This is a genomic window from Acinetobacter sp. BMW17 (assembly GCF_001592855.1).
Lineage (GTDB): Bacteria > Pseudomonadota > Gammaproteobacteria > Pseudomonadales > Moraxellaceae > Acinetobacter > Acinetobacter johnsonii.
Window position 1 is genome coordinate 30,394 of record NZ_LSOD01000003.1, and the last position, 17,656, is coordinate 48,049.

At 43.4% G+C, this 17,656-nt stretch carries 20 protein-coding genes; 7 read left to right on the forward strand and 13 right to left on the reverse strand.

The genetic code is table 11. From position 1 onward, the window contains the following. Positions 1 to 53: 53 nt before the first annotated feature. Genes ttdB through AXW61_RS00160 form a run of 3 tightly spaced genes read right to left on the reverse strand, consistent with a single transcriptional unit; the run spans position 54 to position 2,919 of the window. A complete protein-coding gene (ttdB, locus tag AXW61_RS00150) occupies positions 54 to 662 on the reverse strand; it encodes a L(+)-tartrate dehydratase subunit beta (RefSeq protein WP_062031160.1) in 609 nt (202 codons plus the stop codon). Then, positions 659 to 1,558, reverse strand: coding sequence for a L(+)-tartrate dehydratase subunit alpha (gene ttdA / locus AXW61_RS00155; RefSeq protein WP_062031161.1), 900 nt, complete (start codon positions 1,556 to 1,558; stop codon positions 659 to 661). Before ttdA ends, ttdB begins: the two co-directional genes overlap by 4 nt. 59 nt (positions 1,559 to 1,617) lie before the next feature. Continuing rightward, positions 1,618 to 2,919 carry an MFS transporter gene (locus tag AXW61_RS00160; RefSeq protein WP_062031164.1) on the reverse strand — a complete coding sequence of 434 codons (1,302 nt, stop codon included), beginning with the start codon at positions 2,917 to 2,919 and terminating at the stop codon, positions 1,618 to 1,620. A gap of 246 nt (positions 2,920 to 3,165) precedes the next feature. Here AXW61_RS00160 and AXW61_RS00165 point away from each other — a divergent pair, with 246 nt between their 5' ends. Then, entirely contained in the window at positions 3,166 to 4,089 is a 924-nt protein-coding gene (locus AXW61_RS00165; protein ID WP_062031167.1) for a LysR substrate-binding domain-containing protein, read from the forward strand. Between the two features lie 74 nt (positions 4,090 to 4,163). Here the strand turns inward: AXW61_RS00165 and AXW61_RS00170 are convergent, their stop codons facing one another. Both AXW61_RS00170 and AXW61_RS00175 read right to left on the reverse strand, forming a co-directional pair. Then, positions 4,164 to 5,315 (reverse strand): MFS transporter, encoded by a 1,152-nt coding sequence (locus tag AXW61_RS00170; RefSeq protein ID WP_062031218.1) that lies wholly within the window; start codon positions 5,313 to 5,315, stop codon positions 4,164 to 4,166. A gap of 166 nt (positions 5,316 to 5,481) precedes the next feature. Continuing rightward, on the reverse strand, positions 5,482 to 5,748 hold the full coding sequence (locus AXW61_RS00175; protein WP_004697473.1) for a metal/formaldehyde-sensitive transcriptional repressor: 267 nt from the start codon (positions 5,746 to 5,748) through the stop codon (positions 5,482 to 5,484). 56 nt (positions 5,749 to 5,804) lie between these two features. Here AXW61_RS00175 and dmeF point away from each other — a divergent pair, with 56 nt between their 5' ends. Next, the gene (gene dmeF / locus AXW61_RS00180; protein WP_062031169.1) at positions 5,805 to 6,782 is read left to right on the forward strand and encodes a CDF family Co(II)/Ni(II) efflux transporter DmeF; all 978 of its coding nucleotides are present in this window, start codon (positions 5,805 to 5,807) and stop codon (positions 6,780 to 6,782) included. A 106-nt stretch (positions 6,783 to 6,888) separates the two neighbouring features. Continuing rightward, the gene (locus AXW61_RS00185) at positions 6,889 to 7,590 is read left to right on the forward strand and encodes a DsbC family protein (RefSeq protein ID WP_062031221.1); all 702 of its coding nucleotides are present in this window, start codon (positions 6,889 to 6,891) and stop codon (positions 7,588 to 7,590) included. Positions 7,591 to 7,647: 57 nt separating this feature from the next. On the opposite strand, the gene AXW61_RS00190 is transcribed toward AXW61_RS00185, so the two are convergent. From AXW61_RS00190 to guaD, 3 genes are all read right to left on the reverse strand, one after another. Then, a complete protein-coding gene (locus AXW61_RS00190; RefSeq protein WP_004977734.1) occupies positions 7,648 to 7,899 on the reverse strand; it encodes a GlsB/YeaQ/YmgE family stress response membrane protein in 252 nt (83 codons plus the stop codon). 172 nt (positions 7,900 to 8,071) lie between these two features. Further along, positions 8,072 to 8,599, reverse strand: coding sequence for a hypoxanthine phosphoribosyltransferase (hpt, locus tag AXW61_RS00195; protein WP_004697480.1), 528 nt, complete (start codon positions 8,597 to 8,599; stop codon positions 8,072 to 8,074). Positions 8,600 to 8,824: 225 nt separating this feature from the next. Next, complete coding sequence (gene guaD, locus AXW61_RS00200; RefSeq protein ID WP_062031172.1) at positions 8,825 to 10,141, reverse strand: guanine deaminase; 1,317 nt, start codon at positions 10,139 to 10,141, stop codon at positions 8,825 to 8,827. 328 nt (positions 10,142 to 10,469) lie between these two features. Here guaD and AXW61_RS00205 point away from each other — a divergent pair, with 328 nt between their 5' ends. Continuing rightward, positions 10,470 to 10,943, forward strand: a complete 474-nt coding sequence (locus tag AXW61_RS00205) for a hypothetical protein (protein WP_004697483.1) — start codon at positions 10,470 to 10,472, stop codon at positions 10,941 to 10,943. 381 nt (positions 10,944 to 11,324) lie between these two features. On the opposite strand, the gene AXW61_RS00210 is transcribed toward AXW61_RS00205, so the two are convergent. The 3 genes from AXW61_RS00210 to AXW61_RS00220 all read right to left on the reverse strand — a co-directional run bounded on the left by AXW61_RS00210 (position 11,325) and on the right by AXW61_RS00220 (position 14,002). Continuing rightward, positions 11,325 to 12,485 carry a glutathionylspermidine synthase family protein gene (locus AXW61_RS00210; RefSeq protein WP_062031174.1) on the reverse strand — a complete coding sequence of 387 codons (1,161 nt, stop codon included), beginning with the start codon at positions 12,483 to 12,485 and terminating at the stop codon, positions 11,325 to 11,327. A gap of 3 nt (positions 12,486 to 12,488) precedes the next feature. Beyond that, entirely contained in the window at positions 12,489 to 12,851 is a 363-nt protein-coding gene (locus tag AXW61_RS00215) for a hypothetical protein (RefSeq protein ID WP_005401784.1), read from the reverse strand. A gap of 185 nt (positions 12,852 to 13,036) precedes the next feature. Next, entirely contained in the window at positions 13,037 to 14,002 is a 966-nt protein-coding gene (locus AXW61_RS00220; RefSeq protein WP_004697489.1) for a TerC family protein, read from the reverse strand. A 398-nt stretch (positions 14,003 to 14,400) separates the two neighbouring features. Between AXW61_RS00220 and AXW61_RS00225 the strand changes: the two genes are divergently transcribed. From AXW61_RS00225 to AXW61_RS00235, 3 genes are all read left to right on the forward strand, one after another. Further along, positions 14,401 to 14,685, forward strand: coding sequence for a GNAT family N-acetyltransferase (locus AXW61_RS00225; RefSeq protein ID WP_062031177.1), 285 nt, complete (start codon positions 14,401 to 14,403; stop codon positions 14,683 to 14,685). Between the two features lie 39 nt (positions 14,686 to 14,724). Further along, positions 14,725 to 15,009, forward strand: coding sequence for a GNAT family N-acetyltransferase (locus tag AXW61_RS00230; protein ID WP_062031180.1), 285 nt, complete (start codon positions 14,725 to 14,727; stop codon positions 15,007 to 15,009). 81 nt (positions 15,010 to 15,090) lie between these two features. Continuing rightward, the gene (locus tag AXW61_RS00235; RefSeq protein WP_062031182.1) at positions 15,091 to 15,474 is read left to right on the forward strand and encodes a hypothetical protein; all 384 of its coding nucleotides are present in this window, start codon (positions 15,091 to 15,093) and stop codon (positions 15,472 to 15,474) included. A gap of 59 nt (positions 15,475 to 15,533) precedes the next feature. Here the strand turns inward: AXW61_RS00235 and mpl are convergent, their stop codons facing one another. After that, the gene (mpl, locus tag AXW61_RS00240; protein ID WP_062031185.1) at positions 15,534 to 16,901 is read right to left on the reverse strand and encodes a UDP-N-acetylmuramate:L-alanyl-gamma-D-glutamyl-meso-diaminopimelate ligase; all 1,368 of its coding nucleotides are present in this window, start codon (positions 16,899 to 16,901) and stop codon (positions 15,534 to 15,536) included. A gap of 147 nt (positions 16,902 to 17,048) precedes the next feature. Continuing rightward, complete coding sequence (locus AXW61_RS00245) at positions 17,049 to 17,555, reverse strand: hypothetical protein (protein ID WP_062031188.1); 507 nt, start codon at positions 17,553 to 17,555, stop codon at positions 17,049 to 17,051. Positions 17,556 to 17,656: the final 101 nt, after the last annotated feature.

Sequence of the window (17,656 nt, forward strand, 5' to 3'; positions counted from 1 at the left end):
AAGAGAGACAGACAACACCGAAAAGGATCGTTTGAGGTGCTGTCTGTAAAGCACTATTTAATAAAACTTAGTTCTTTACTAATCCGATCCAGCACTGGTTTCTTTTTGGCTTGGAACTGGGTTTTATTTTGCTGAATAAGATTATTGCCATGGGTATCAATCGAGATGATCAGCGGGCCAAATACCTTGACGCGGTTAATCCACAAGGTTTCAGGCATCCCGAGGTCTTGCCATTCAGCACCTTCAATTTCCTCGACTTGAGTGGCTGCCAGTACCGCACATCCTCCAGGGAAAATCGCATGAACTGCTTTGTGTTCCTGACAGCCTGCGACAGTCTCAGGGCCCATGCCACCTTTACCCACAATCAGTTTCACCCCAGTTTGTTTGATAAATTCGCGTTCAAATTTTTCCATACGCATACTGGTGGTGGGCCCAATAGAGACCATTTCAAAACCGCCATCATCCTTTTTACGCACGATTGGACCGGCATGGAAAATCGCACCGCCTTCTAAATTCACGGGAAGTTGTCGACCTTGTTCAATTAAGCGGCGATGTGCCACATCACGACAAGTAACTAGACGTCCAGTTAGATATACCACGTCACCAATTTTAAGATCGGCTAAGTCTTCATCACGTAATGGGGTGGTCAGTACTTTTTTCATAGCACAACTCCTTCGTGTGACAGAATTTCATAAGACATATCAGGGTTAATTTTAATTTTGCCACGGCGGTGTGCCCAGCAACCGGTGTTGACTGCCACGCCAATGGTGGATGGGTGACGAGCCGAAGACTCAATATTGACGCCCATGACGCTGTTATTGCCTGTTAAGCCCTGTGGGCCAATGCCAATTTCATTCAAGCCTTGTTCCAGCAAGTCTTCCATCAGCGCAGCGCGTGGGTTATCACTTCTTGAGTCTACAGGGCGCATAATGGCCAGTTTGGACAAGCGTGCAGCGGTTTCAACTGAAGTGGACACCCCGACACCGACCAGTAATGGCGGGCAAGCATTCACACCACGCTCGGTAATCACATCCATCACGAACTCGGCTACACCTTCATAGCCTTGACCTGGCATCAAAACTTTAGCTGCACCTGGCAAGGTACACCCGCCGCCTGCCATATACACATCGATGGTACAGGTATCCTGTTCCGGGACGATGCGCCAGTCTAGCCACGGAATTTGGGTGCCCGTATTGGTGCCCGTGTTTTTCTCATCAAAGGTTTCAACTGCATTGTGGCGCAAGGGGCCTGTACGGGTTGCCTCTTCGGTCGCTTCACGTAAAATTTCCTGCAATTCGCCCAACAGTGGGAAATGTGCACCCGCTTCAACAAAATATTGAATCACGCCGGTGTCTTGGCAGCTGGGACGATTCAATCGATCTGCTGCTTCTTGGTTTTCATCCATTGAATCATAAATTGATTTGGCCAATGGGTTGGTTTCCAAGGTTTTGAGCTCAATCAGTTTACTTTTGACATCTTTGGGTAAACGTTTGCCAATATAGGCTGTAAATTTGGCCATGGTGTCCGTGAGGGACTGTACGGCAAGTTCTTTGTCCATGGGAGGCTCCTTGTTAAGCGTTTAATTCGCTTGAATATCGAATAAGGTAAAAATGAAGATCATGAATTACTCAATTCAGCCGAGTTGGCTTTGTTTTTTTGAGTAAAACTTAAAACGAGGGTCAGGACGGTGGATAAAATCAGCAGACCTGCGACGAAATACAAACCGCCTGCAAAGCTTCCAGTTTGGTCTTTAACCCAACCGATCATGGCTGGACCCGCAAAGCCACCTAAGTTCCCAATCGAGTTAATGGTTGCGATGCCTGTCGCTGCTGCTGCGCCCGATAGAAACATGGTTGGCATGCTCCACAGTGGCGGTTTAGAGCAACTGATGCCGACGTTGACAATGGTTAATGCTGCAATCAGGCCAAACATACTGCCAGTACTGGCTGCAATCGCGAGCCCCACAGCTGCGGTTAAACAAGCCAAAGCCACATGCCATGTGCGTTCATTGGTTTTGTCGGAGTGGCGAGACCACAGAATCATGGCAACCACAGAGATAATAGGAGGAATAGCGTTCAATAGACCGACGGTCATTGAGCTGACACCCAGTTCTTTAATGATTTGAGGTGCCCAAATGCCAAGGGTATACAGCCCCGCGGAGGTACCGAAATAAATGAGTGCCAGAGCAAGCACGCGTGGATTGGCGAGTCCGCGTAAAATACTGTGCTGCTGTTGCCCCCCTTTATTGGCATCTTCTGCTTGCATGGTTTTAACCAACCATTCACGCTCATCTGCTTTTAACCATGTGGCTTTTTCAGGACGATCTGTCATATAGAAAAACACCACGACGCCTAGGATCACCGCAGGAACCGCTTCTATCAGGAACATCCACTGCCAACCTGCTAAGCCCATGATGCCGTGCATTTCCAGTAATGCTGCTGAAATAGGAGAACCAATCGCCGTGGCTATAGGGGCGGCAGCCATAAATAGGGCAATTACCCCTGCTCGGTTTCGTGCAGGGAACCAGTAGCTTAAATACAAAATAATGCCGGGGAAAAAGCCTGCTTCGGCGACACCGAGTAAAAATCGCATAACATAAAAGCTGGTTGAGCTTTCGACAAAGGCCATCCCGCCAGCAATAATGCCCCAAGTCACCATGACCCGTGCAATCCAAATGCGAGCGCCGACTTTGTGCAAAATAATGTTGGAGGGAACTTCAAAGAGGAAATAGCCCAAAAAGAAAATTCCTGCACCAAAACCGAGAATCGAAGCGGTAAAGCCCAAATCTTCTTTCATGGTAATGGCAGCAAAACCAATATTGACTCGATCAATATAGGCAATTAAATATAAAATCATGATAAACGGCACAATACGCCAAGTGATTTTGCGTAGCGTCCGTTTCTCGATATCCATGTCCATGGCTTATCTCCATATCAGTAGCGATTACCTCCCGATTCGGTCGAAGTCACACCGCAATCGAGTTTGGCGAAACAGCTCCCCGTTTGTGCACCGTTGTCCTTACACGGTGGACTTTATGACTCACTCAAGTTTCCTTGCTTGGGTGAGATATGTTGTTTGGGGGTAACGTGATAGGGATATTAGAGACTTTGCAAAACCGATGAATCGATATAAAGTTAAATCACTCTTGCAAAAAACTGAATAATCATGAGCTCAGATACCGAATTAGCATTTTTTTGTTTACTAATAAAACAGGGCAGTCTGGTTGCAACAGCGCGTGAGTTGAATTTAACACCCCCTGCTGTGTCCCGACGTCTGACACAAATGGAAGAACGTTTAGGGGTTCGGTTGTTGAATCGGACCACCAGACGCATCAGTTTGACCAATGAAGGCGAAATTTATTTTGAGAATGCTTCGCGAATTTTGAAAGAAATTGAAGAAATGGAACAGCAAGTAGCACGCAGTCGCACCACCCCGAAGGGCTTGCTGCGGGTCAATGCCCCATTTGGTTTTGGTCGAACCTACATTGCTCCTGCGATTTCAGATTTTGCGCGAAAATTTCCAGATATTGAAGTCCAGTTACATTTGACTGATCGTCCGATTCATCTGCCGAATGATGCGATTGATGTCTCGATTCACTTTGGGCAGGTGCCAGATTCACGACTGATTGCGAAAAAAATTGCGGCTAATCGACGGCTTCTATGTGCTTCTCCGCGTTATTTGGCGCACGCTGGGGCACCACTTACGCCACGCGAACTGACCCTGCACCAATGCATTGTGTTAAGACAAAACGATGCGGCATATGCGAACTGGCGTTTAACTCAAGGGGATAAGGAAGAGACCGTTAAAGTGCATGGAAAATTGAGTAGCAATGATGGCCAAGTCACCATTGGTTGGGCAATCGATGGCCATGGTATTTTAATGCGCGCTGAATGGGACGTGGCCAAGTATTTAAAAAGTGGTCGTTTAGTTCAAGTTTTGCAGGACTATGAGACGCCCCCTGCCGATATCTATGCGATTTATATGGATCGGCTCGAGCACTCACCAAGAGTGTCCTATTTTTTAGAACATTTAAGCCAGTATTTAAATGAACATACGGACTTAGCCCATGCCAACAAGAAAAGAACCTAAGTTATAGCAAGGATCGCCTGAAAAATGGCATCTGAAGAACGATCTAAATCCAGATGATTTTGGCTTCACGCTTCCTATGCCGAAGCCAGACGTATACTGCTTTTATGCGCAAACCACAGATAAAAACACAATAAAGCGATGGCAATGCAAAAGCTAATGACCCCGAAACTTAATCCAAAGTGATCTGCCAGATATCCGACGGCCACAATGGGCACAATCGTACCCAAATAACCAATAAAAAGATAAGTCGACATCACTGCAGCACGATTCTCTAAGGTGGTCATGGCATGAATGAGACCAAAGGAACCAATCAAGGTCAGGCCATGTCCGACACCAACGAAAAAATCACTGATAAAGAAAAATGCACTCAGTTGAAATAGCATACACAGCGCCAAAATGCCTAAGCTTGCAATCAAGGTAATTAAGCCATAGTTGAGGCACTTATAAGCAGGAATACTTCTGGCAAAATACTGCACCACGGCCGAGACAATTAAAATACTGGTAATGGCTGAACCGCTAATGAGGGGGCCGTGCCACGGCAAAATATCCCGCACAAATGACGGGGATAAGGATGCAAATAAACTAAACGCGGCAAAGGCACTAAATGCGGTAAATCCAACAATGAAAAACAACTGATGATATTGCACTTCTGGTCGGAGTAGCTTTGGGGCGATACTAAAGGGCTGTGCGGTAAATGTAGGAGACTCAACCCAAAATAAACCAAAGAAACACAGTACAGCGCCAAGAATAACGGGTAGATAAGGACTGACCAACGGATATTCTGAAAATTGAGCTATCAGGCCACCAATCAGTGGGCCTAAGCCAAAGCCTACTGCGGTAATAATCGAACTGAGCTGCGGCGCAATCTGTTGATGGCTTTTGGGCACGGTATACATCAGTCCCAGTAAGGCCGAAGTGGTCATCAAACCAGATGCAATACCAATAATAAAGCGCCCCAAAGATAAGATGAGAGCATCAGAAGCATAAGCGGAAATCACCAACCCGATGCTGATAAACACCAACCCTACTTGTAAGGTGCGTAAATAGCCAATGCTATTACTGGTCCGGCCAAGAAACAGTAAAGTAGCGAGACAACCAAACATATAAGCCACAAAAATATAGGTGATTTGACTCGGCACCAGATGCCATAAGGCTTGATACAGCGGATAAAGTGGACTGGCCAAGGCAGTCCCCATCGTTCCCATCATTAAGGCGAGGCTGACCATACAAAATGGACGCCAAGAAGTGGTTGTTGTCATGCAAATGCCATGCGGCTCTCTCGGTCAAAACAAGAATATTTTGATGCCCAAGAGAAAAAGGATAGAGAGCAACAGTGTATCGGTTTGTGGAAAAAATGGTCAACTAAAAACTTGAAAAAGAACGCAATGAAACTTAGCCATAGCGTTTCAGCAGTTTTAAGAACTCAGCCAACTCTTCTTCATTGACCTGTTCAGCTTGTGCTAATACATGATGGCGTAAGTGTGCTTCAACCAGTTCATTCATCAGTCCATTGACCGCGCCTTTAATAGCAGCGACTTGTTGTAAAACGTCGATACAACTGGCATCGGGATGTGTAATCGAGAGTTCAACGGCGTTGACCTGCCCTTGTAAGCGTTTAACACGGTTTAAAATTTTTTTATCTTCATGCAAATGACTCAACACATTGCTCCAAAAATAAATATACTAAGGGGGAGTATATTGGTGAGTGATTTTAAATGCAAAATACCCCATCACGTCAGCATACGCATCATTTTGATGACGGTAATCCACTGGCACAAAAACGGATTTTAATGGCGACCATTTTAACGGCAGTCATGATGTTATTAGAAGTGATTGGTGGATGGATTTTCCAATCAATGGCTTTGCTGGCGGATGGTTGGCATATGAGTTCGCATATGTTGGCATTGGGTTTGGCTTATTTTGCTTATCGTGCTGCACGGCATTATGCCCATGATCAGCGCTTTAGTTTCGGCACATGGAAAATTGAAATTCTTGCAGGCTACACCAGCGCTATTTTGCTGATGGTGGTGGCGGGTTTTATGGCTTTTCATTCAATTCAGCGCCTATTCTCGCCTGTACAAATTCATTATAACGAAGCGATTCCAATTGCTATTTTAGGCTTATTGGTGAATTTAATCTGTGCATGGTTGCTGCATGATGGTCACCATCACCATCACCATCACCATCACCATCACCATCACCATCATGATCATGCATCAGAAGTACATAGCCATCATCATGATTTAAATCAGAAAGCTGCATTTATGCATGTGGTGGCAGATGCAGTGACTTCTATTTTCGCGATTATCGCACTGATTTTTGGTAAATATTTGGGTTGGGATTTTCTCGATGCTGCTCTTGGGATCGTAGGTTCAATACTGGTGGCTAAATGGGCACTGAGCTTAATGCAAGAAACGGGAAGAACCTTGTTAGATGCTGAAATGGATCATCATGTGGTGGATGAAATTCGAGAGGTGGTGGCAGAACTACCGCAGACGACCTTGACCGATTTACATGTGTGGAAAGTAGGCAAAGGCAAGTTTTCCTGCATTTTGGCTTTAGAAACGACGGTAGACTTAACTGCGGATCGCGTGCGGGCAATGCTCTCGATTCATGAGGAAATTGTTCATGTCTCGGTGGAAATTAATAGCACAGCCCTCACTGTTCCACGTGAAACTTTGGCCAGTTCATAAGCAAGGCGTGTTGGGTTTCGGTAAAGCCGTGGAAAAAATGATTCAATGCTTGAATAATACGCTCTACACTAGCGCCGTGGTTCTCCGATTGAAAGAGCAAAAAGTGATGATAAAAAAACTGGGTTTGGCACTACTTACAAGTGCAATTGCAAGCATGAGTATGGCCAGCGTAGAAAGTGTTCAAGCCAACTTAAAAAAGAATTACCCAAATATTCATGTTCAAAACATTCAAAAAACAGAAATGTCGGGCATTTATAGCGGATCTTTAGATGGCGAACTTGTGTATTTAGGCGAAGCGGCTGAGCATGTGATTGCTGGTTCGATGGTGCGCTTAAAAGATCAGAAAAATTTAAGTGCTGCCTTATATGTGCAACAAAACTCGCTTGATTGGAACAAGCTGCCGCTAAAAGATGCCATTAAAAGCGTTAAAGGCAACGGCAAACGCCAATTGGCGGTTTTTTCAGACCCAAACTGCCCTTACTGTAAGCAGTTAGAGGCTGAACTGAATAAACTAAATGATGTGACCATCTATACATTTATTTATGCCATTAAGGCGCAATCGATTGCACCGTCGAAACAAGTGTTTTGTGAAGCAGACCCTGCCCTCGCATGGAAAAATTTGATTGCGAAAGGGATTCAGCCAACGTCGAAAAAACCGTGTGCCAATCCAATTGAGCGCAACATTGAACTCGGTCGTAGTCTAGGTTTACAAGGGACGCCCGTGGTTATTTTCTCAAATGGTTTTAAAGTGAATGGCGCTGTGCCTTCAACCACTATTGAAAATATGTGGCGTGAACTGGGCTTATAAGAGTTCAAAGATACAGATAAAAAGCACCTGAAACGGTGCTTTTTTTAATGGCTGAGTTTAGGTTTTTTTTGTGACCATGTTGTAAATGAATAGAATAACAATAGCCCCAATAACTGACGCAATAAAGCCTGCGGCAGAGCCTTCACTATAGAGACCAAGTAAACGACCACCATAAGTGGCTACGAGAGAACCTGCAATCCCCAGTAAAGTAGTGACAATAAATCCCGCTTTGTCATCGCCAGGATGGATAGCGCGTGCGATGAGACCTGCAATAAAACCAATCACGATTGCAACAATAAGTGACCACATGAGCCAGCTCCTTTTTTATCATGTCTTTGTTTTTACATCATGTGCAAAAATATCATCAGGCATAATGCGACTGTGCAGTAGAGCGAATCTGCTAAAAACTGTATGTTTTATGTACTTGGCTAACAGTAAAAATAAAAAAAGTGGCCTTTGGCCACTCTTTTATCGATTGCTCTTAAAGACCAATTTCACCAATAAATGGCAAATGACGGTACTTTTGGTCGTAGTCTAAGCCATAACCCACAATGAATCGATCTTCGACATTAAAACCTAAAAACTTCACATCGAGTTCAATTTCACGGCGTGAAGGTTTGCTGACCAAGGTGCAAAGTTCAATTGAGTTTGGAGAGCGTGTTTCTAAAATTTCGAGTACTTTGCTCAAGGTGTTGCCTGAGTCGATGATGTCTTCAATGACCAAGACATCTTTACCGCGAATTTCGCCGTCTAAATCTTTTAAAATTTTTACATCACGTGAAGATACCGTACCGCCACCGTAGCTTGAAACCGTCATGAAGTCGAGTTCATGGGGTTTTGAAATGGTACGACATAAGTCTGCCATGAAAATGACTGAACCACGTAATAAACCAATCAGTACGAGTTCCTTATCACTGTTTGCATAATGTGCATCGATTTGTGCACCAAGCTCTTTTACTTTCGCTTGAATCTCTTCAGTAGAAATCATTACGCTCATTTGAACGGTCATGGGTAGATACCTAAAAATTAAAAAAAATCAAAAATAAAAAAGGCGTTGACCTGCAACACCTCTATATATGCATTAATTTTAATATATCTCTAAACAAGATGCACCCCCTTTTGCCCGCTGGAAATGTAATCATTTCATTGCAGGCGGGATGCAGCTTGGTTTAGAGGCGAAAATCAAAGTTGTTTCAAAACTCGATTAGCTGCTTAAATTTTCGCTATTTGCTACTTAGTTTTGCACATAGGCTTTCTGACCAAAAATATAAGTCGCATGAATATTACGGTCATCACCCATGGTCATCAGGGCAAATAACGCATCTTCAATCCCTTTTGCACGTTGTTGACGTAATGCTTGCAACGCAGTTGCTTTGAGATCGAGCACCACAAAGTCGGCTTCTTTGCCCAAATTAAAGTTACCGAGTTTATCATCCAAGCTCAGTGCTTTGGCACCGCCCAGCGTAGCGTGGTAGAGCGACTCAAACGCGGACAGTTTATCGCCCTGAAGCTGCTGCACTTTATAGGCTTCATTGAGGGTTTGTAGTTGGTTAAAAGAGGTCCCCGCACCAATGTCTGTACCCAGCCCAACTTTTACCTGCTTTTCCCAAGTCTTGTTCAATGGAAATAAACCGCTGCCTAAAAATAGGTTGGAGGTCGGACAAAAAGCAATGGCTGAATCCGTCTGATGCATGCAGTCCCACTCTGCATCTTCTAAATGCACGCAGTGGGCAAAGACCGAATGTGAACCGGTTAAACCAAAGTGATGATAAACATCGAGATAACCTTGCTGCTCAGGGAATAAGTCTTTCACCCAAGCGATTTCATTTTTATTTTCACTTAAATGCGTATGCACATACACATCTGGGTATTCAGCTTTGAGCTGCCCTGCTTTAGCTAATTGCTCTGGTGTTGAGGTTGGGGCAAAACGTGGCGTAATCGCATACAGGTTACGGCCCTTGCCATGCCATTTCTCAATCAGTGCTTTAGAGTCCGCATAAGCACTGTCAGGTGTGTCGCACAGATCTTCAGGCGCATGACGGTCCATCATGACTTTACCTGCGATCAGACGCATCTGGTGCTGCCCTGCTGCTTCAAATAGTGCATCGACTGATTCGGTATGCACAGTACAGAAGACTAAGGCTGTGGTGGTGCCATTTTTCAGCAGTTCTTGCACAAAGAATTGGGCAATCTGGTCTGCATAGGCTTTATCTGAAAATTGTAATTCAGTTGGGAAGGTATAGGTATTGAGCCACTCGAGTAGCTGTTCACCATAGGCCCCCACCATTTCTGTTTGTGGAAAATGAATGTGGGTGTCGATAAAACCCGGCACAATCAATTGTTCAGGATAGTGCTGAACCTCGACGCCAACAGGAAGGTGCTGTTGCCCCTCCTGCCAAGATCCAAACCATTGGATTTTGCCATTTTGGCTAATCAGTAAACCATCTTCTACGTAACGCACTTGGTCGTGAATTTCACGCGCTTGGGCAACCGTATTCTGAATATCTAGGAAGCGACCGCGAACCGCCGTCGTTGCAACTACAGAAGACATTTTAAACCTGTGTTTTGACTTTTTTTCGATTGATTGTACCGTAAACTGGATTTTTTTCACGGCTATTTACTGAAGTTTTTATGTGTGTTGTGAACGCTAGATTTTAAATGAAAGACTGGAGCAGTATTTTCTTAAACATTGAACTGTTTGAAGACCAGACATGTACCTGTGCCATCGATAAGATCATGATTTTTTATGTAATACATACGCACAAGCTTTGAGCTTAAATGATTCAATCTATTCGCAAAATTTTGTTGAGAAAGTCTTTATCTTTAAATGCTGAGTCAGTACAGTGTCGACATTGATAAAATAAGAGACAATGATCGGCATGTATTTTTGGAATACCAAAGCATTAGCACATGAATTATCTAGCAATACCCTCGATAAAAAGCATTATAAAAATTATTATTTAGTCACCGCATTACTGGTTTCAGTGGTGTATTACTACGGCATGTATTCACCCTATGGGGATGTCCGAGTGATTGGTGTTGAGGGGCTTCTGACTTTATTGATTATGTTTATCGGGATTCAAAGCGCCTATAAAGCCAATGGTGGCGATGAGGGTGAGCATTTCTTAGGTCGAATCACAGCGTTGTCTTTTCCCATTTTGGTGCAAACCACTGTAGCTGGTGTGGTATTTGGTGCAGTGTTATTGGGCCTTTATTTTGCTTTTAATCTAGAAGGCACGGCGTTTGATGATTGGTATGAATGGACTATTTCACTGTTTACCATCTTCCTGCAAATCTTATTTTTTACGCGCTTGGTGTCTTATATGAAGCGGGTTAAAGCGCATACCATTTAAGCTTGAAAAAAATATTGTCTTCGAATGTATGCCTGTCAGTTTTAGATTTGACAGGCATTTTCTTTTTCAATTTAAACATTATTTGATACACGGAAGCGTCATCCGCAACCTGCGTAGTGTTTGGAATAGATTGTTTTTACAACACAAATTTTTTAATTATAGAAAGTGAACAGGTTTTGCGGAGGACAAATGCTTTTCTTACGAAGCTTCGCTTCTCATTTGGTGAAACAAAAGAATAACTAAGCTCCCAGTATTGAACTTAAAAAAGATAAGACTCCGCCGTGAATAACCTAAAAGTGGTAGTACTCCTACTAAAACGCCTGAACAGACCCGTATTAATTTTTGGACAGCTATTTTAAATAGCTGATTTAGAGCGCCACTTTATTCCACAAAATAATGCGCAGCAAAATGCGCATCATTGCCGATCACATCAAATACATCTTCACGCAGTGACATCCCCGCACATTCATCCCCGACCATCCAAAGTCCCAAGGTGGGCAGCATGCCTTCATGCAACGGAGTTTTTACCCAGCGCTGCATGACATAACCATATTTGTCGTAGTCATCGAAGTAAAAACTACCTGAGGCTGCGCCGCAATCGACATTGTTTTGTAAGATATGAATATTTGCGCCTTCGCGCGCTAAGATTGGTTTACGCACCCATTTCCCTGCGTAGTGGGCGTGCGCATCATAAGCATGGGTTTCTAACAACAATGGATGATTTGGAAAGCGTTTCCATAGCTCGATCAACAGGGCTTTATTGGAGAGTAGCATTTTCCAACAGGGTTCAATCCATTCAGTTTCGGGTTTGAGAAACTGCGAAAAACTTTCTTCCCAAATCCATTCCCACGGATATAGCTTAAATAAATGCTGAATCTCTTGCTGATGCAAATCGACAAAGGCTGTGCCATTCCAACCGATGTTTTCCATCGACAGTTCGCTGACATTTAAGCCTGCCTGAAAAGCAGTATCCATGAGGTATTCTAAATTGCCCCAATCTTCACGTCCTGCTTCTTGGCAGGCCGCGAAATGGACACGGCTACGTGTAGGATAAAGCTGTTTCCAACGCTCAATCAACTTTTCATGAATGCTGTTGAACTGATCACGGTTTGCAATATTTTCGACTTGTTCAATCCAATGCCACTGTGCAACAGACGCTTCGAGTAAACCTGTTGGCGTATCGGCATTGTATTCCAGCATTTTGATGGCTTGACCATCATAGGCAAAATCGAAACGGCCATACAGCATTGGTGCTTGGTTTTTCCATGAGTGCTCAATCAGAGGAATCGCTGCTGGGGGTAGTTGAAAATATTCGGGATAATGACCGCGTTGAATCATATCCCCTGCCACTTCAAGGCACATCTGGTGTAATTCGTTTGAGGCATCTTCAAGCTGTTCAATTTGCTTGAGGCTAAACTCATAAGCCACCCCTTCTGACCAATACATTGAACCATCGCGCGACGGCAAGTTGTAGTAGTCAAAACCAATCTCTTGATGCGCCTGTTGCCAGTTTGCACGCTCAGGGAATAGAACTCGTTTCATGTATTAACCTCCGAACGAGCCTCCGCCACGGCCGAAGCCTCCACGAATGGGCTGGGATTTGGCATGGCTAAAAACGTAAGTCGAGATTTTAGGTGCGCCCGTCGAATGACGTCCGCGAGCTTTCAAGACTTGGCCCATGTAACGGACTTTACGGTTGTTCTTATAATATTGAGGGCCGATATAAACCCCAGCAGAGCCACTATAGCTCGATTCGCCATTTTCGTTAGCAGGTTCGCACAGTTCAAAATGCCAGTCTTGGTAGCAGTTGTATTGGTTATTGTAAACATCTTGTTGTAGGGTTTTAGAACCGCTACATGCCGTGAGTAAAACCGGCACTACAACAAGAGTTAATTTTTTGGTACGCATGGATGAGCAACCTTCAGGTTCTTTTATTTTTACTGGTAAAACCAAGGGTTTTAAGCCCGCTTATCATAGGGAGCTGTTTGCATAAAGTACAGTGCATTTACACCGAAAATCATAGGATTAAGTCTTGTACAATTTAAGATTTAGCCATCAAAAAAGCCTTCACAGTGGAAGGCTTTTTTAAAATATTAGAGGGTGGTTTGATGATGTTTCTTACTGTATCGAATCGATAAGATTGCAGTAATGGTCAGCACCAATACAATAAAGCCCAGTGAAATCCAAATTGGCATGTGGAACACATCCAGCATGAGCATCTTAAAGCCGATGAATACCAAGATAATACCTAAACCATACGGGAGATAATGCATCTTGGTTGCTGCACCAGACAACAAGAAGAACATCGCACGTAGACCCAAAATTGCCATTAAGTTTGCAGTCAACACAATAAATGGATCAGAGGTCACCGCGAAAATTGCAGGAATGGAATCCACCGCGAAAATTACATCCGATGCTTCAACTAAAATCAACACCAAGAACAGCGGCGTTGCCCACAACATCCCGTTTTGACGGACAAAGAACTTATTGCCATGCATTTGCGGGGTAATCCGCATATGTTTACGCAACCATTTTAAGATCGCCATATCTTCGATATTGGTTTCTTCTTCGTTTTGCCCTTTGAAGAATTTGAAACCCGTATACACCAAGAACGCACCGAAGATATACAGAATCCATGAGAACTCTTGCACGAACCACGCGCCAATAAAAATAAAGATGGTACGTAGAATAATCGCGCCCAAGACACCATACAGCAGTAATTGGCGTTGTAGTGCAGGTGGGATGGCAAAAGCAGCAAAGATCATCAGCCAGACAAAGACGTTGTCGACGGCTAAAGATTTTTCAAGTAAATAACCTGCGAAGTACTCCATGACCTTGGTATTGGCCACAGTGACACCTGCAGTTTGTTGTAGATAAAGCCAGAGACCTGCACCAAAGAGTGATGCGACGGAAACCCACGCAATACTCCATAACGCGGCTGTTTTGATTTTAACTTCTTGGCCTTCTTTTTGTTTAAAGCCTAAAAAGTCGATCAGTAGCATCACGGTAACAATGCCGAAAAAAGCAAGGTATAGCCATAAATTGCCGATAGATTCCATGAAATCCTCCACATCCAGCAATCGGCCACAAAAAAACCTTGACCTGCTGCCAGATGAAATAAAACATCTGTGACAACATGATCAAGGTCTTGCCTACATTTTAGCGTATGTATTTTGTGCGCTAAAATGCTCAGATACCGACTTTTTGCAAAGTGTAATGACGATAATCTGACACGTGAAAGTTATGCATGACATTGATTTTTCACGTTTGGAGGAGGCTACTCCCCTTGTTCAACATAAATTTGGTTTTGGATTTGATCCAAAAGTGAGCTAAGCATCGCATATTTTTATGGTTTGAGCAAATATTAAAGAAAATTGTAGATGAAATATAAATGAGACAAAATTTTGGTTCAATTTGTGGCAAGCTAAAAAAAACAGTAAACCAAAGAGGAATAATAATGAAAATCCAACATCAAGAAACAGGTAGTAAAGGCGAAGTTTTTGTTGAGCAAGAAAACGAGCGTGTGGCGGAAATGACCTATAGTTGGGCTGGGGACGATAAATTTATCATTGATCACACTTGGGTCAGTGAGTTGCTCCGTGGGCAACATGTGGGGCGTCAGTTATTGGATGTTTTGGTTAACTTTGCCCGTGATAAGGGCGTGAAAATTTTACCCTTGTGCCCTTTTTCCAAATCGGTATTCGACAAAGATCCATCTATTCATGATGTTTTATTCCACTAAGATAGAGAACGATAAATCAATCCATTCAACGAGTGTGCTATGCAATTTCAACATGTAGATCGCGATCAAAAAGGTGAGTTTTTCTTAAATAATTCAGACGGTCAGCGCATTGCTGAAATTAGCTATATTTGGCGGGACGAGACAACCATTGATGCCAACCATACTTGGGTCGATGATTCACTGCGGGGTCAAGGTGTGGCGCGTTTGCTGTTGGATACTCTGGTTGATTTTTCACGTGAGAAAAACCTGAAGATTATCCCGACCTGCTCTTATGTCGATGTGATGTTTCGCCGTGAGAAAAGTTTTGAAGATGTCGCGGCTTAATTGTTCACAACATTCATCGCGGTTCTAAGCGTTAAACTAAAATGATATAGCTGCCATTGCAGTTCTAATTTGGACTTTGCAATGCTGAACATGATGGAATTAAAGTATATGAAGACGCTTTTATCTATTGTTCTATTCTGTTCAGTTTCCCCTTTATTGCATGCTGAAGATTGTGTAAAACTTGAGGAAAAGGCAGAACAAAAAGAAGTCCAGATCATTCCACGTTGGGGCATGAAAGTGATTGCTTCAACCAGAGTGTATTTTCATTCAGCACCGAGCAATACTTGTAAAAGCAAAGATCTGTTTATGATTAAAAATGACCAGATCACTGCTTATAGCACCTATGATGATGGCCAAGAACAGTGGGTTTCGATCATGTATTTCAGCAAACGCTTGGGAGACACGTTTCAAGGTTGGGCAAAACTAAAAGACTTTGAATATACGGGTACGATGTCTGGTTTTTAATTAGATAAGCTTGTAAAAAAACCCGCCATATGCGGGTTTTTTCTTCTAATGGGAACAACTTATTCTGCGTTTAAAGCGCTGATCAATTTTTGGTGTAAACCACCAAAGCCGCCATTGGACATGATCACAACCGCATCGCCCTCGCCTGCATCACTGACGATGGTATGGATAATGTCATCCAAAGTGCGTGCAACCACGGCCTTGTTGGGTGCAGCCGCAATGACCGGTTGCAAGTCCCAGTCCAAACCTTCTGGTTGATACCAAATCACTTCATCGGCCAAACGCGCAGAGTGCGCAAGACCATCTTTATGGCTTCCCATGCGCATGGTATTTGAACGAGGCTCAATAATTGCCCACAACTTACGTTCGCCTAAACGCTTACGTGCGCCTTCTAGCGTAGTATCAATTGCGGTTGGGTGATGGGCAAAGTCATCATACACTTCAACGCCACGTACTGTGCCTAAAAGCTCCATACGGCGCTTCACGCCACCAAAGTTAGACAGTGCTTCGCACGCTGTTTCAATGCTTACGCCCACATGTTCAGCCGCAGCGATAGTCGCCAAAGCATTGGCTACGCTGTGCTGCCCTGTCATGTTCCATTGCACCGTGCCTTTCACCACGCCGTGTTGGAGTACTTTAAAGTGTGAACCATCCGCACTGAGTTGTTCGGCATACAATTCAGACTTGTCGTGGGCCTCTAAAGAGGTACGAACCACAGGTGTCCAACAGCCCTGCTCTAAAACTTCATCAATATTGCTTTCAGTAATCGGAGCAATGATACGGCCCTCACTTGGAATGGTACGAACCAAGTGGTGGAATTGCTTTTGAATCGCTGCTAGATCATCAAAAATGTCGGCATGGTCAAATTCAAGGTTATTTAAAATGGCTGTTTTGGGGTGGTAATGCACGAACTTCGAACGTTTGTCGAAAAAGGCAGAATCATATTCATCGGCTTCGACACAGAAGTACTTGCCAGCACCTAAACGCGCACTTTCAGAGAAACCTAAAGGTACACCGCCAATCAGGAAACCTGGCTCTAAACCCGCCTGATCCAAGACCCAAGCCAACATGGTGGTGGTGGTGGTTTTACCGTGGGTCCCTGCTACACCAAGTACGTGTTTGCCTTGAAGTACATGATCGGCCAAAAATTGTGGGCCTGAAATATATGGTAAGCCTTCGTTGAGCATGTATTCAACTGCATCAATCCCACGTTTCATCGCATTGCCGACGATGACCAAATCAGGATGTGGTTGCAAATGACTGCGGTCATAACCTTGCATTAAGGTAATGCCTGCATTTTCGAGTTGGGTCGACATGGGAGGATAAACGTTTAGATCCGAACCCGTCACTGTATGGCCAAGATCACGTGCTAAAAGCGCTAAAGACCCCATAAAGGTGCCACAAATACCCAAAATATGCAGATGCATTCCGCCTCACTCCACTGCTTTTATAGACACATCACGTATTATTGGTGCTGTTGTCGTGATTAATTCGATGTGAAAGCAACCATAGCAAGGCGCTTAGCGAAAAGATAGTTGTGTATTTGTGTAAAATGAAAATATTTGTAGGTTTTTTTAACTGCTTAAAACTTTCCACGCATATTGATAAAGTGAGGTCGGTTTTTGTTCTGCGCAGATAAAATTTATTACTTCTCGCATGGGAGATGTTAAGCTATCGTGGTCAGTTAAAATAAGAACGGTAGTTTTAAATACATCGGATTCTGTATAAATTTCTTCTTTATTTTCTATCCAAATCCATTTTTTATTTTGTTGTCGTATAGTTTCGCCGAGATAAGCACCAACTCTTAATACAATTCGGGTCATTTCATCAATCAATTTAGTATGTTGTTGCGCAAATTGGGGTTGCTGATTTGCTAATTTAAAATGAACTCTAACTTTGTGTAAGTAGTGATCTAATTTTCTTAAACTTATTAAGCTGTAGTCTAGAGTAATTGATTGTAAAAAATCAGAAAAAATAAGTGCATGGTGATCCTGTCGGTTCAATTGTTCAGATAAAAGCAAAGCATCTGCATTTGCTTGATGATGGATAAGTGGGCTAAAAATTTTTGTAAAAAGTTTCATATAGTAATAGGGTCTGTTGACATTTACTGTTCATAATTAACCCTATAAAGGTAGCCATAAAAATATACAGGCTAAAGCAACAGAACTTTGATAATTTCTTT